This window comes from Embleya sp. NPDC020630, assembly GCF_044334985.1.
GTDB lineage: Bacteria > Actinomycetota > Actinomycetes > Streptomycetales > Streptomycetaceae > Embleya.
In genome coordinates this window covers 90244-106112 of record NZ_JBIRUB010000015.1, presented here as the reverse complement: position 1 = coordinate 106112, position 15869 = coordinate 90244, and the positions used below count along the sequence as shown (strand labels likewise).

Below are 15869 nucleotides of genomic sequence, written 5' to 3'. Positions count from 1 at the left end.
TCCTTGTGGTCAGCGTTGCGGGTTGGCGGCGGAGCGGCCCAGTTCCCGGTCGATGAAGTCGAAGATCTCGTTCTCGGTCGCGGTCTCGATCGCGGTGGCCGGGTCGATCACGCCGCCGGGGGCGTGTGCACGGGCGTCGGCCTGGGCCCTGTTCCAGCGGGCGAGGATGGTGTTCAGGCGGGCGGCGATCTCGGTGTGCCCGGTGTCCTCGTCGTCCGTCGGGTCGATCGGCACGGCCATCAACACCGCCTCCAGGCGGTCCAGTTCGGCCAGTGCCGCGCGGCGGTCCACTCCGTCGGTGACGGCGAGCCGTTCGAGGAGGTGGTCCACGAGTACGCCCGGTGAGGCGTGGTCGAAGACCAGCGTGGTCGGCAGCGACAGACCGGTTCGCTCCCCCAGCCGGTTGCGGAACTGCACGGCGGACAACGAGTCGAAGCCGGAGTCCCGGAAGGACACCTCCCACTGCAACCGGTCCGGCGCCGCGTGACCGAGCACGCCCGCGGCCTCGGTGCGCACCAGGTCTCGCAGGAACGCCTCGGCCTCCGCACGGCTCATCGCGGCGAACCGGTCGGCCGGCGGCTCGGTGTTCGCCGTCCGGCGCTCGTCGCGCGGCACCAGGTGCCGCAACACCGCCGGGACCTGCGCACCGTCGCGGCGCAGCGCGGGAAGGTCGAGCGGGGCGGGCGCGAGCACGGTGTGCCCGTCGGTGAGCGCGGCGTCGAACAGTGCGCACGCCTCGTCCTCGGCGATCACCCGCAGGCCGGATTGCGCGCTCGCCACCATCCGGCCCCACGCGAGCGAGACGGCGGGCAGTCCGGCGGCCCGGCGTCGGGTCGCCAGCGCGTCCAGGTAGGCGTTCGCCGAGGCGAAGTTGGCCTGGCCGGGGCTGCCGAGCATGCCGACCACGGAGGAGCACAGCACGAACAGCGCGGGCGGGGCGTCGACGGTCAGCTCGTGCAGGTGCCGGGCGCCGTCCACCTTGGGCCGCGACACGGCCGCCACGCGCGCCGGGGTCAGCGCGGTGAACACGCCGTCGTCCAGCACGTTTTCGGTGTGCACGATCCCGGTCAGCGGGTGCTCTGCCGGGATGTCCGCGAGTATCGCGCGTACCGCCTCGCGGTCGGCCGGGTCGCAGGCGACCACGGTGGCCGCGGCGCCGAGCGTGGCCAGTTCGTCCCGCAGTCGGGTGGCGGGCGAGTCGGGCCCGTTCGGGTCGGCGAGCACCAGGTGTTCCACCCCGTACGCGGTGACCAGGTGTCGGGCGAACAGCGCGCCCAGCGGCCCGCCGGCGCCGGTGACCAGCACGGTGCCGCCCGCCACCGGGGTCGGCGGGACCACATCCGGCACGGACGTCGACGGCATCAGCCGCGGGGCGAGCAACCGCCCGCTGCGCGCCGCGAGTTGGGGCTCTCCCGTCTGGGCCGCCATGAACAGCGCGTCGGCCGAGGCCGGGTCGTCGTCCAGGTCGACCAGCACGATCCGATCCGGGTGCTCCGCCTGGGCCGAGCGCAGCAGGCCCCACACGGCGGCGCCGGCCGGGTCGGGGACGTCCTCCCCGGCCTCGACGGCCATCGCACCCCGGGTCACCACGATCAGGCGGTTGTCCGGCAGGTTCTCCCGGGCCAGCCACGACTGCGCCACGTCGAGTGCCCGGGCCACCGCACGATGTACCTCGGCCGGGCCGTCGGCGGCGGGAGCCTCCGGGGTCGACGGCTGCACCAGCAGTACGTCCCACGGGGTAAAGGCCGTCGCGGCCTCCTCGACGTCGCCGAATCGCGACGGCGCCACCGCGGCCAGGCCGGCGGGGTCGTCGCCGAGCAGGGCGAGCAGGCTCTCCGGCTCGTCGTCCGCCGGCGCGGCGACCGGGATCCAGCGCAGCTCGAACAGCGATGCGGTGCCGGCGTCGGTGCCCTCGGCGGGTTCGGGCGCAGCCGGCCAGTACCGCTCGTGCTGGAACGGGTAGGTGGGCAGGGCAATGCGGCGCGCGCCGGTGCCGGCGAACACGGCCGACCAGTCGACGGGCGCGCCGGCCACGAACAGTTCGCCGATCCCGTCGAGCACGGCGCGCACCTGCGGCCGGCCGTCCGGGACAAGCGCCACCGAGCGCCGGAACACCCGTCCGGGGCCGCCCGATTCGACGATGCGGGTCACCCGCTGCTCGGCCATCCACCGCTCGGCAGCGGCGGCGCCCTCGGTTCCGGGCGAGCCCGGCGCGTCGGCGGCGGTCGGCGGCTTGCCGGTGCGCAACGACACCACCGGAACGCGCGGCTCCCCGAAGGTCACCTCGACCCGTTGCCCATCGGCCCGTCGCCCATCGACCAACAACCGGCGCACGTCGAGCGTCGAGAGCGCCCCGGCGACGTACGCCGCGGCAAGTTCGCCGACGCCGGTCCCGGCGACGCAGCCGAAGCTCATGCCCCAGGACTCGACCAGGCGGAACAGCGCCACCTCGGCGGCGAACCGGTCCTCACCCTCGACGTCTGCGAGCGCGGCGTCGAACGCCCGGGCGTACACCGGCCACGTCTCGTACAGGTCCCGATCCGGGCCGGGCGCTGGGCGGTCGGTGAACACGTACGCGGTGCGCCCGTCCGCGGCGACGGGCACGTCCCGTCCGGGCGCGGCCTCGCGCTCGGACTCGGCGATCGCCCGCAGCCCGGCCCGTGCCTCCGCGACCTCCCCGACCACCAGCACCGCGCGGTACTCGAACCCGGAACGGGCCGCCAGCGAGAACCCGACGTCGAGCGGACTCGGCGCGGCGGCGTCCGTGTCATCCGTGGCGTGCAACAGCGACGACAGCCGATCGGCCAGCGCCCGCAGCGCCTGCGGCGACTTGGCCGACAACACCCACGGCACCGCCGGCAGGGACACCTCGGCCTCCGCCGGGGCAGGCTCCTCGGGAGCCTGCTCCAGCACGACATGCGCGTTCGTACCGCTCATCCCGAACGCCGACACCGCGGCCCGACGCGGCCCGTCCACCTCCGGCCACGGGCGCGCCTCGGTCAACAACCGCATCGCCCCGGACGACCAGTCCACCGCCGACGTCGGCTCGTCCACGTGCAGCGTCTTCGGCATCAGGCCGTCGCGCATGGCCAGGATCGCCTTGATCAACCCAGCGGCTCCGGCGGCGTGTTGGGTGTGCCCGATGTTGGATTTGACCGAACCCAGCCACAGGGGCCGATCCGCCGGCCGGTCCCGGCCGTAGGTGGCCAACAGGGCCTGGGCCTCGATCGGGTCGCCGAGCCTGGTTCCCGTCCCGTGAGCCTCCAACAGGTCCACGTCGGCCCCGGCGAGGCCGGCGTTCGCCAACGCCTGCCGGATCACCCGCTGTTGCGACGGGCCGTTGGGCGCGGTCAGGCCGTTGGACGCGCCGTCGGAGTTCACCGCGCTGCCCCGGATCAGCGCGAGCACCGGGTGCCCGTTGCGGCGCGCGTCGGACAGGCGTTCCAGAACGAACATGCCCACGCCCTCGGACCATCCGGTCCCGTCGGCGGACTCGGCGAACGCCTTGGCGCGGCCGTCGGGGGACAACGTGCGCTGCCGGGAGAACTCGACGAAGCCGATGGGCTGCGCCATCACCGTCGCACCGCCCGCCAGCGCGAGTGCACACTCGCCGCTGCGCACCGCGTTGGCGGCGAGGTGGACGGAAACCAACACCGACGAGCACGCCGTGTCGATCGACATCGTCGGGCCCTCGAGGCCGAGGACGTAGGAGATCCGGCCGGATCCGAAGGACGTGGTCGAGCCGGTCAGCCGATACCCCTCGACGCCCTCCTCGACCGTCCCGGCGCCCGCCTCGTACTGCTGTGCGGTCAGGCCGGTGTAGACGCCGGTATCGCTGCCGCGCAACGACTGCGGGTCGATGCCGCCGCTCTCCAGGGCCTCCCAGGAGGTCTCCAGCAACAACCGCTGCTGCGGGTCCATAGCCAGCGCCTCGCGCGGCGAGATGCCGAAGAAGCCCGCGTCGAACCCGGCGGGCTCGTCGATGAATCCGCCGGCGCGCGGATAGAACGTGCCGGGCTTGTCCGGATCCGGATCCCACAACCGAGCGATGTCCCAACCCCGGTCATCCGGTATGTCCGACATCGCGTCCACGCCGTCCACGACCAGCCGCCACAACTCCTCGGGCGTCACGGCCCCGCCGGGGAAACGGCACGCCATGCCGACGATCGCGATCGGTTCGTTCGCGCCGCCGGGTCCGGGAACCGACGCGGCGACGGCCGTGGCCGAGGCGGGCACATCACCGCTCAGCTCGGACACCACGTGCTCCGCGAGCGTCGCGACCGTCGGATAGTCGAACACAACCCCGGGCGACAGTCGCAGTCCCGTGGTCTCGGACAGCCGGTTCCGCAACTCGACGGCGGTCAGCGAGTCGAAGCCCAGATCGCGGAACGGCACGCTCTCGCCGACCCGTTCGCCCGCGCCGAACCCGAGCACCGCGGCCACCTCGGCCCGGACCAGGTCGACGACGTGCTCCTTCCGCTCCCGCAGCGGCAACGCGGCCAGCCGCTCGGCCAGAGCCCGCTGATCGGCCGCGCCCGGCCGCACCACGCGGCGTGCCGGACGCCCGACCACGCTCCGCAGCATCGACACGATCGGCGCCGACCCGGCCCGCAACGTGCGCAGGTCGAATCGGGCGGGCAGGGTCACCGGACGGTTAGCCGCCAGGGCCCGGTCGAACAGCGCCCGTCCCGCCTCCGGCGTGATCGCCCGCAGGCCGCTCCGCCGCACCTGGTCGGCGCCGCCGGCCTGCATGCCGCCCTCGGTGGCCCACAACCCCCAGCCCAGGGAGACCGCGGGCAGGTCGTGGGCCCGGCGGTGGTACGCGAGCGCGTCGAGGAAGTGGTTGGCCGCCGAGTAGTTGGCCTGACCGGCGTTGCCCAGCGTGCCGGCCAGCGAGGAGAACACCACGAACATCGTCAGCGGGTGCTCGCGGGTCAGCTCGTGCAGGTGCCACGCGGCGTCGACCTTGGGCCGCAGCACCGCGTCGACGCGCTCGGGGGTGAGGGCGGTGAGGATACCGTCGTCGATCACCCCGGCGGTGTGCACGACACCGGTGAGCGGGTGTTCGGCGGGAATCGTGTCGAGGATCGCCGCGAGTGCGGCCCGGTCGGCCACGTCGCATGCGGCGATCCGTACGGTGGCCCCGAGTTCGTTGAGCGCCTCGACCAACTCGCGGGCTCCTGGTGCGGCTTGGCCCCGGCGGCTGGTGAGGACCAGGTGCCGGATCCCGTACTCGGTGACCAGGTGTCGGGCGAACAACGCGCCCAGCGCACCGGTCCCACCGGTCACCAGGACCGTGCCGTCGGGCGCGGGCACCGGCCGGGCGGCGTCCGCCGGCACAGGCTGTGGCACCAGGCGGGGTACCGTCACCGCACCGGCGCGCACCGCGGCCTCGTCGTGGCCGGACGCCAGAGCGGCGGGCAGGACCGCGAGCGAGGCCGGGTCGTCGTCGACGTCCACCAGCACGATCCGGTCGGGGTGTTCCGCCCGCGCGGACCGCAACAGGCCCCACAGGGCGGCGCCCACCAGGTCCGGGGCGGCCTCGGTCGCCACCGCACCATGGGTGACCACGACCAGGCGGCTCGACAGGAACCCGTCATCGGCCGACCATTCCCGAAGGAGATGCAATACCCGGACCGTCGTGTCGTGCACCGACGCGACGACGTCGCCGTCGCCCGAGGGTGCGGTGTACGCGACGACCACCACGTCGGCCCCGGCCGCCTCCCGCAACGTCTCGTGGCGCTCGACGGGCAGTGCGTCCTCGATGGCGCGGTCGGCCGTACCGAGCAGAACCCAGCGCCCGGTCGGCTCGGTCGGGGTCGGCTCGACGGAAACCCATTCCACCTCGAAGAGGGAGCCGGCGGTCTCGTCCCGCGTGGCCGACCGGTCGGTCGCCACCGGACGGGCCTCGACCGAGCGCACCTCGGCGACCGGTTGTCCGGCCTGGTCGGCGAGTTGCACCCGGCAGGACGTCCCGTCGGTCGGGTCGTCGATCAGGACCCGTACCCGCAGTGCGGTCGCGCCCGTGGCGTAGAGGCCGATCCCGCTCCACACGAACGGCAGCAGCAGCGTGAAGTCCTCACCCGCGTCGGCGATCGCGGCCACCACCCGGGGATGGATCGCCGCGTCGAACAGGGCGGGATGGATCCCGAACCGGGCCGTTTCCGCGTGTTCCGGCAGCGCGACCTCGCCGAAGAACTCGGCCCCTGCACCGCCGTCGCGGCGCCACAGCGTGTGCAGCCCGCGGAACAGCGGGCCGTAGACGTAGCCGTGCTCCGCGAGCCGGTCGTAGAACCCGTCCATCGGCACGGGTCGAGCCCCGGCCGGCGGCCATTCGCTCAGCTCGAAGTCCGGTTCGGGGGCCGTGGCGGCCAGCAGGCCGGTGGCGTGGCAGGTCCATTCCTCGTCGGACGTGTCCTCCGGGCACGAGTGGATCGCGAACGGCCGCTCCCCGCCGTCCTGCGCCTCGTTGACCACGAGTTGCACCCGCACCCCACCCGACTCGGGGAGGGTCAGCGGCGCGGTGACCACCATCTCGGCCACGCCGGCGCAGCCGACCTCGTCCCCGGCCCGGATCGCCATGTCGAGCAACGCGGTTCCGGGCACCAACGCCCTTCCGCCCAGTTCGTGTTCGGCGACCCAGGGATGCGTCCGCACGGACAACCGCCCGGTGAACACCACCTCGTCGGCACCGGCGACCCGCACCACGGCTTCCAACATCGCATGGCCGGCCGCCACCTGCCCGGCCGAGACGACGTCGCCCGAGGACGAGTCCGGCAGCCAGTAATGGCGCTGTTGGAAGGGGTAGGTGGGGAGGTCGACGAGGGTGGCGTCGGTGTCGGCGAACAAATGTTGCCAGTCGACGGTGAGGCCGTGAGTGTGCAGGTGTGCGAGTGCGGTGAGCGCGGTACGGGTCTGGGGGCGGTCGCGGTGTTGGAAGGCGACGAACCTCGCGTCGGGTGCGGTCTCCGGGCCCAATGCGGTCAGTACTCCGTCGGGGCCGATCTCCAGGAACCGCGTGACGCCCTGCTCCCGCAGGCGGGCGATGTGCTCCGCGAAGCGCACCGGCTCGCGGACGTGGTCGACCCAGTACCGCGCCGAGCGCACCTCGGCGGTGTCGGCGGCCATCGGAATCAACGGCTCGGCCAACACCACGCCGTCCAGGACCGTGGCGAACGCGTCGAGGACGGGATCCATCAGGGGCGAGTGGAAGGCGTGGCTGACGGTGAGCCGGTTCGTCTTGTGGCCGCGCTCGCGCAGTGTCTCGGCGACGGCCAGGACCACGTCCTCGGCGCCGGAGATCACCACCGACGCCGGCCCGTTGACCGCCGCGACCCCGGCCCGGTCCTCGTGCCCGCGCAGCAGTTCGCGTACCTCGGCCTCGGTGGCCCGCACCGCGACCATCGCCCCGCCGGCCGGCAACGCCTGCATCAACCGGCCCCGCGCCGCCACGACCGCACAGGCGTCGGCCATATCGAGCACCCCGGCAACATGCGCGGCGGCCAATTCGCCGATCGAATGCCCGGTCACGAAGTCGGGCCGTACGCCCCACGATTCCAACAGCCGGAACATCGCCACCTCGACCGCGAACAACGCCGGCTGCGTCCACCCGGTCCGGTCCAGCCCCTCGCCGTGCCCGAACACGACATCTCGCAACGACCCGGACAGCAGCGGGTCGAAGTGGCCACAAACCTCGTCGAACGCCGCCGCGAACACCGGGAACGTCTCGTACAACTCCCGGCCCATGCCCACGTGCTGCGCGCCCTGGCCGGTGAACACAAACGCCGTGAGTCCCTCGCCGGCGACCCCGGACACCAAGCCGGCCGCCGACTGGTCCGCGGCCAACGCCCGCAAACCGGCCGCAAGTTCATCCGCGTCGCCCGCCAGCACCACGCCGCGGTGCTCGAACGTCGATCGCGACACCGCCGCCGACAAGCCCACATCCGCCGGCGCCGCGCCACCCGCGACCACGGGCATCAGCCGCTCCGCCTGCGCCCGCAACGCCTCGGCCGAGCGCGCCGACACCACCACGGGAACCACCGGCAACGCCGTCCCCGGTACCCCGGCCGGCTCGGTCGCCGCCACCGGCTCGTCCACGGGGGCCTGTTCGAGAATCACGTGTGCGTTGGTCCCGCTGATCCCGAACGACGACACCGCCGACCGCCTCGGCCGGCCCGTCGTCGGCCACGGCCGGGACTCGGTCACCACCTCGACCGTCCCGGCGGACCAGTCGACCGCGGGTGTCGGCTCGTCCACGTGCAGCGTCTTGGGCACCACCCCGTCCCGCATGGCCATGACCATCTTGATCACCCCGGCCACCCCCGCCGCGGCCTGGGTGTGGCCGATATTCGACTTCACCGAGCCCAACAGCAACGCCTGTTCGTTGGAGCCCGGCGTGCGTGCCCGTCCGTACGTGGCCAGCAGCGCGTCCGCCTCGATCGGGTCGCCCAGCCGTGTTCCCGTGCCATGCCCCTCCACCACATCCACTTCGGCGGGGGACAGACCGGCGTTGGCCAGGGCCTGCCGGATCACCCGCTGCTGGGACGGCCCGTTCGGCGCGGTCAGGCCGTTGGACGCGCCGTCGGAGTTCACCGCACTGCCCCGCACCAGCGCCAACACCGGCAACCCGCGCCGCCGCGCCTCGGACAGTCGGGCCAGAACCAACACCCCGACACCCTCGGAGAATCCGGTGCCGTCCGCCGCCGCGGCGAACGCCTTGCAGCGGCCGTCCGGCGCCAACCCGCGCTGTCGGGAGAACTCCACGAACACGCTCGGCCCGGACATCACGGTGGCGCCGCCCGCCAGCGCGAGGTCGCACTCCCCGCTGCGCAGCGACTGCTCCGCCAGGTGCATCGACACCAGCGACGACGAGCACGCCGTGTCCAGCGTCACCGCCGGTCCCAACAGTCCGAGCACATAGGCGATCCGGCCCGACGCGACGCTGGTGGTCCCGCCGGTGAGGACGAAGCCCTCCAATTCCTCGGGCGTCTCCCCCGCGCGCGGCATGTACTCCTGCGGGATCACCCCGACGAAGACGCCGGTGGAGCTGCCCCGCATCGACGCCGGGTCGATGCGGGCGCTCTCCAACGCCTCCCACGAGGTTTCCAACAACACCCGCTGCTGCGGGTCCATCGCCGCCGCCTCGCGCGGTGAGATCCCGAAGAACTCGGCGTCGAACCGCCCCGCGCCGGCCAGGAAGCCGCCCCGGGTGAGGTAGGTGGTTCCGGGTGTGTCGGGGTCGGGGTCCGACAGCCGATCGAGATCCCATCCTCGGTCGCTCGGGAAATCCGTGAGGGCTTCCCCACCGCCACGGATCAGTTCCCACAGCTCCTCGGGGGCGTTGGCGGCACCGGGGAACCGGGCCGCCATGCCGACGATCGCGATCGGCTCCCGGGCGGCGGCCTCGGCGTCGCGCAGCTCCCGCTGGGCGCGCTGGAGGTCCGTCGTGACGCGCCTCAGATACTCGCGCAGCTTCTGCTCGTTGGACATCCCGGGCAGCCCCCTTCCGTACGGACGCGAATTCACGCGATGTCGAGTTCGCCGTCGATGAAGTCGAAGAGTTCGTCGTCGGAGGCGGCGGTGAAGTCCCTTTCCTCGCCGCCCCCGTCGGTCGGTGCGGCGAGTCGGCGCAGCACCTCCTGGAGTCCCTTGGCCAGCAGGTCGCGTTCCTCGTCGTCGAGATCCGCCACGGCGAGTCGATCGAGTTCCGTGACGACGGACCGCACCCCGGTCTCCTCGGCGGGCACGAGCAGTTCGTCCAGGAAGCCGGCCAGTTCGACCGGCGTCGGGTGGTCGAAGACGACCGTCGGGGGCAGGCGCAGGCCCGTGCCGTTGCCCAGCCGGTTGCGCAGTTCCACCGCCGTCAGCGAGTCGAACCCGAGTTCCTTGAACGCGCTGTCCGCGTCGACCGCGGCGGCCGTGTCGTGCCCGAGCACGAGGGCCGCGGACTCCCTTACCAGTTCGAGCAGTTCGCGGCGGCGTCGGCGTTCGGGCAGTTCGAGGAGCCGGTCCGCACGCGAGGTATCGGTCGCCTGGGCGGCCACGCGGCGCCGGCTCGGGCCGCTCGGGTCCAGGGCCGACAACACGTCGGGCCACGGTCGACCGCTCTTGCGCAGGCCGGCCACGTCGATCGGCACCGCCACCGCGACCGGGCGGCGCAGGGCGAGGGCGGCGTCGAACAGGGCCGCGCCCTGCTCGTCGGTGATCGCGCCCAGCCCCATCCGGGACAGGCGGTCCCGGTCGGTGTCGCTCATGTGGCCCGTCATCGCGCTTTCCCGGGCCCACAGGCCCCACGCGATCGACAACCCCGGCAGCCCGAGCCCGCGCCGATGTTCCGCGAGGCCGTCGAGGAAGGCGTTGGCCGCGGCGTATCCGCCCTGGCCCGCGTTGCCCAGCACACCGGCGGCCGAGGAGAACAACACGAACAGGGACAGGTCGTGATCCCGGGTCAGCTCGTGCAGATCCCATGCCGAGCGGGCCTTGGCCCCCAGGACGGCGTCGAGGTCGTCGCGAGTCAGCGCCTCCAGGACGCCGTCGGAGAGCACCCCGGCGGCATGTACCACCCCGGTCAGTCGATGCGTCGAACCGATCAACTCGGCAAGGGACTTGCGGTCGGTGACGTCGCACGCCACCACGTCCACGTCGGCGCCCGCCGCGCGCAGGTCCTCGACCAACGCACCCGCGCCCTGCGCGGCCGGGCCGCGGCGGCTCGTCAACAGCAGTCGCCGCACCCCGTGTTCGGCGACCAGGTGGCGGGCGATCACCCCGCCGAGCACGCCCGTCCCGCCGGTGATCAGCACCGTGCCGTCGGGGTCGAGCGGTGCGGGTACGGTCAGTACGATCTTGCCCACGTGTCGGGCCTGGCGGAGGTACCGGAACGCCTCCGGGGCGCGCTGTACCTCGAATGTGGTCAGCGGCATCGGTCGCAGCGCGCCCTCGTCGAACAGGACGCGGATCGCCTCCAGCATCTCGCCGAGGCGGTCGAAGCCGGCCTCCATCACGTCGAACGCCCGGTAGCGCACCCCGGGATGCGTCTTCGCGATCTCCTCGGGGTCGCGGATGTCGGTCTTGCCCATCTCCACGAAGCGTCCGCCACTCGACAGCAGGGCCAGCGACTCCTCGACGTGCTCGTGGGCCAACGCGTTGAGCACGACATCCACGCCGCGACCACCGGTGGTCCGGCCGAACCGCTCGGCGTAGCCGAGGCTGCGCGAGTCGGCGAGGTGGTCGTCGTCGAAGCCCCACGCGTGCAGCACGTCGCGTTTGCCGGCGCTCGCGGTGCCGAACACCTCGGCGCCCCAGTGCCGGGCCAGTTGCAGGGCCGCGAAGCCCACCCCGCCGGTCGCGGCGTGCAGCAGCAGCGATTCGCCGGATCGCAGCCCGGCCAGGTCCGCGAGGCCGTAGTAGGCGGTCAGATACACCACCGGGACCCCGGCGGCCTGCGCGAACGACAGGTTTTTCGGCATCGGCACGACCAGCCGGTGATCCGAGATGCTGACCGTACCCAGACCGCCGGTGAACAGTCCCATCACCCTGTCCCCCGGGGCCAGTGCGGTGACGTCGGCACCGACCTCCAGGACGACTCCCGCGCCTTCGCCCAGCGAGGACCACTCGTCCCGCGCCACCATGCCCAGTTCGAGGAGCACGGCCTTGAAGTTCAGCCCGCCCGCCCGCAGCGCGACCCGCACCTCGCCGGCCGCCAACGGGCGCAGCACCTCGGGACACCCGACGAGCGACAGCCCGTCGAGATCGCCGCGATAGGTCAGGGCCAGCCGCCACGGCCGATCGTTCGGTTCGGGTAGGGCGGGCGACGCGGACGCGCGGACCAGGCGCGGCACCGCGCCGATCCCGGCGCGGATCACCAGTTCGGGGTGGTCGACGGCCATCGCGGCGGGCAGTACGTGCCGGGTGTGCGGGTGGTCGTCGACGTCGATGTGCCGCAGTCGGCCCGGGTGTTCACTACGCGCGGTGCGCAGCAGGCCGGCCACCGCGCGGTGTGCGGGCTCGTCCGCCCGGGTGAGCACGACGAGCGGGACATCGGCGAGGTCCGCGTCGGCGAGCCGGCCCCGGACCACGTCCAACGTCCGGGCGACGACGTCTTCCGGCTCGCCGGTCGGGCAGGTCCACAGCGCGGCCGGCGCGGAGGACGGCGGGGTCGGATGGGCGTGGCCGGCCGTCGAGAGGGTGAACCACGAGTGTTCGGTGGGCGGTTCGGGAAGGTCGATCGGGACGAGGTCGACGCCGAATAGCGCCGAGGTGTCCACCCGGGCCCGACCGAACGTGCCCGCGTCCACGGCGCGCAGCGACAACTTGCCGACCGATGCGACCGGTTGCCCCGCCTCGTCGGTGACGAGTACGGAGATCGCGTCCGGCCCGGCCGGGGACAGGCGTACCCGGACGGTCCGGGCGCCGGTGGCGTACACGTGGACGTCGGTCCAGCCGAACGGCAGGCGCAGGTCGTCGGTCTCGGCCAGGCCGGCCGCGTGCAGCGACGCGTCCAACAGGGCGGGGTGCAGCCCGAAACCGGAGACGTCCAGCTCGTCCGGCAGCGCGACCGAGGCGAGGATCACCTCGCCGTCGCGCCACGCCGCCCGCACGCCGCGAAAGGCCGGGCCGTAGGCGTAGCCGCGCTCGGCCAGGTCCTCGTACAGGCCGTCCACCGGCACGGCCACCGCGCCCGGCGGCGGCCAGGCGGTCGACTCGCCCGGTGTCGGCGGTTCCTCGGCGGTCAGCATGCCCTGTGCGTGCCGGGTCCACTCGTCCCGCCCGCTCGGGCTGGTGTACACCGCCACCGGCCGACCGGCGTCGATCTCCGCGCCGATCAGCACTTGGAGGTCGAGGTCGGCGTCGACGACCACCGGCGCCTGCATGGTCAGTTCGGCCAGATGCGCGCGGCCGACCCGGTCGCCGGCCTGGAGGGCGAGTTCGACCATCGCCGCGCCGGGCAGCAGCACCGATTCGCCGATCCCGTGGTCGGCCAGCCACGGTTGCGCGGCACGGGACAACCGGCCGGTGAGGACCAGCGTCTCCGCGTCGGCGGTGCGCAGCGCGGCGCCCAGCAACGGGTGGTCGGCGCGGTGCAGGCCGAGGGCGGTGATGTCGCCGATCGCCGCGGGCTCTTCGAGCCAGTAGCGCCGGCGTTGGAACGGGTAGGTCGGCAACTCCAGTGTGACCTTCGGCAGTCGCCAGTCGACCTCGATGCCGTGGACATAGGCCCTGGCCAGTCCGGCGGCGAAGCGCGTGGAACCGCCCTCGTCCCGGCGCAGTGATTCCAGGACGACCGTGTCGGGTGTTTCGGCCTCCTCGATCGTCTCGCCGATCGCGGTGGTCAGCACCGGGTGTGCGCTGACCTCGACGAACACCCGGTGCCCCCGGTCGAGCAGCGCCCGGGTGCCGGCTGCGAAGCCGACGGTGTGGCGCAGGTTGCGGAACCAGTACTCGGCGTCCAGTTCCGGGCCGGCCAGGATCTCGTTGGTGACCGTGGAGTGGAACGGGACTTCGGTCGGGCGGGGTCGGATGCCGGCGAGCGTGCCGAGGATGTCGTCCCGCAGGGCCTCGACGTGCGCCGAGTGGGAGGCGTAGTCCACCGGGATGAGCCGCGCCCGGACCCCGTCGGCCTCGCAGGACTCGACGAGGTCGGTCAGGGCGGCGGGGGTGCCCGAGACGACCGTGCTGCCGGGGCCGTTGACCGCGGCGATCTCCACCGCGCCGGCATAGCGCTCGATCCGGTGCGCGGTGTCGGCCACGGGGAGTTGCACGGAGGCCATGCCGCCGGTGCCGGCCAGGCGCACGATGGCCTTGCTGCGGGCGGCGACGACGGTGGCCGAGTCGGCAAGGGAGAGGGCGCCGGCGACGTACGCGGCGGCGATCTCGCCCTGGGAATGGCCCAGTACCGCGTCGGGAGCGAGGCCGTGGCTTTCCCACAGCGCGGCAATCGAGATCATCACCGCCCACAGCGCCGGTTGCACCACGTCGACGCGGTCGAGCGGTCCGGCGAGCGCGTCGAGGAGGTGCCAGTCGACGTGCGGTTCCAGGGCGTCGGCGCAGCGGTGCAATTGGGCGCGGAACACCGGGGATTCACGGTGCAGGTCGAGGGCCATGCCGGACCATTGCGAGCCCTGCCCGGGGAAGACGAACACGGTCTTCCCGCGCGGGCGGGCGGTGCTGAGGAGGACGTCCGGGGACGGCCGGCCCTCGGCGAGGGCGCGCAGTCCCGCCGCCGGGTCGGTGCCGAGCACGGCCGCGCGGTGTGACAGTCGTGGGGCCCGGGTGGCCAGGGCGGCGGCCACGGGGGCGGCCGGGTCGGCTGCCGTGAACTCGTGCAGTCGGCGCGCCCGAGCAGCGAGCGCCGGGGCCGAGGCGGCGGACAGCAGCAGCGGCACCACGGGGTGCTCGGACTCCGGCTCCGGGCCCGGCTCCAAGCCCCGTTCCCGTTCCGGTACCGATTCCGACTCCGGTTCCGGCTCCGCCTCCGCCGGGGCCTCCTCGATGATCACGTGCGCATTGGTTCCGCTGATCCCGAAGGCCGACACCGCCGCCCGACGGGCCCGGCCCGTCTCGGGCCAGGCGCGGGCCTCGGTCAGCAGTTCGACCGCGCCCGACGCCCAGTCCACGGCGGGGGTCGGCTCGTCCACGTGCAGCGTCCTGGGCAGCAGGCCGTGTCGCAGCGCCTGCACCATCTTGATCACGCCGCCGACGCCGGCCGCGGCCTGGGTGTGGCCGATGTTGGATTTCAGCGAGCCCAGCCACAGCGGCCGGTCGTCGGGACGTTCCCGGCCGTAGGTCGCCAGCAGGGCCTGTGCCTCGATCGGGTCGCCCAGTCGGGTGCCGGTGCCGTGCGCGTCCACCACGTCGACGTCGGCGGCGCTCAGGCCCGCGTCGGCCAGAGCCTGGCGGATGACCCGCTGCTGGGACGGGCCGTTCGGCGCGGTCAGGCCGTTGGAGGCGCCGTCGGAGTTGACCGCGCTCCCCCGGATCACCGCGTGCACGGGGTATCCCAGCCGCCGGGCGTCGGACAGTCGGGCCAGGACCACCATGCCCACGCCCTCGGACCACCCGGTACCGTCCGCCGTGGCCGCGAACGCCTTGCAGCGGCCGTCCTCCGCCAACCCGCGCTGCCGGGAGAAGTCGACGAAGGTGTCCAACGTCGCCATCACCGAGGCGCCGCCGACCAGTGCCAGCGAGCATTCGCCCTTGCGCAGCGCCCGGCTCGCCAGATGCATCGACACCAGCGACGACGAGCACGCCGTGTCGACGGTCAGCGCCGGACCCTCCAGGCCGAGCAGGTACGCGATCCGCCCGGAGGCGACGCTGGCGGCGCTGCCGGTCCCGCCGAACCCGTCGCCGCCTTGACCAGCCTCCTCCGCGCCGAGCCCGTACCGCTGTCCGCCGTGACCCATCAGTCCGACGAACACCCCGGTGTCGCTGCCCCGCAATGCCTGCGGGTCCGTCCCGGTGCGCTCCAGTGCCTCCCACGCGGTCTCCAGGAGCAGCCGCTGCTGTGGGTCCATCGCCAACGCCTCGCGCGGCGAGATCCCGAAGAAGTCGGCATCGAACTCGGCGGCGTCGTACAGGAATCCCCCACCGCGTGCGTAGTAGCTGCCCGGCACACCGGGGTCGGGGTCGTAGCGGCCGTCGACATCCCAGCCTCGGTCGGTCGGGAACGCGTCGATCGCGTCCCGCCCTTCGGCAACCAACTCCCAAAGTCCGTCGGGTGATTCAACCCCGCCGGGGAAGCGGCAGGCCATGCCGACGATGGCGATCGGCTCGGCGGCGGCCTGCTCCAGTTCCCGCAACCGTTCGCGGGTGTCCTGGAGTTCGCCGACGGCCTGCTTGAGGTAGTTCCGTAGCCTGCCCTCGTTCTCCATGGT

The 15869-nt window shown here is 73.3% G+C and carries 2 protein-coding genes; both read right to left on the bottom strand.

From position 1 onward, the window contains the following. Window positions 1-9: 9 nt before the first annotated feature. On the bottom strand, window positions 10-9489 hold the full coding sequence (locus tag ACH4XV_RS36045; protein ID WP_395796699.1) for an SDR family NAD(P)-dependent oxidoreductase: 9480 nt from the start codon (window positions 9487-9489) through the stop codon (window positions 10-12). A gap of 32 nt (window positions 9490-9521) precedes the next feature. Further along, window positions 9522-15866 (bottom strand): SDR family NAD(P)-dependent oxidoreductase, encoded by a 6345-nt coding sequence (locus tag ACH4XV_RS36040; protein WP_395796697.1) that lies wholly within the window; start codon window positions 15864-15866, stop codon window positions 9522-9524. Between the last annotated feature and the right edge of the window lie 3 nt (window positions 15867-15869).

What these genes read in the sequence shown, in the direction of transcription:
- ACH4XV_RS36040 (WP_395796697.1), bottom strand. Translation starts at nt 15,866, where the DNA reads ATGGAGAACGAGGGCAGGCTACGGAACTACCTCAAGCAGGCCGTCGGC.
- ACH4XV_RS36045 (WP_395796699.1), bottom strand. Translation starts at nt 9,489, where the DNA reads ATGTCCAACGAGCAGAAGCTGCGCGAGTATCTGAGGCGCGTCACGACG.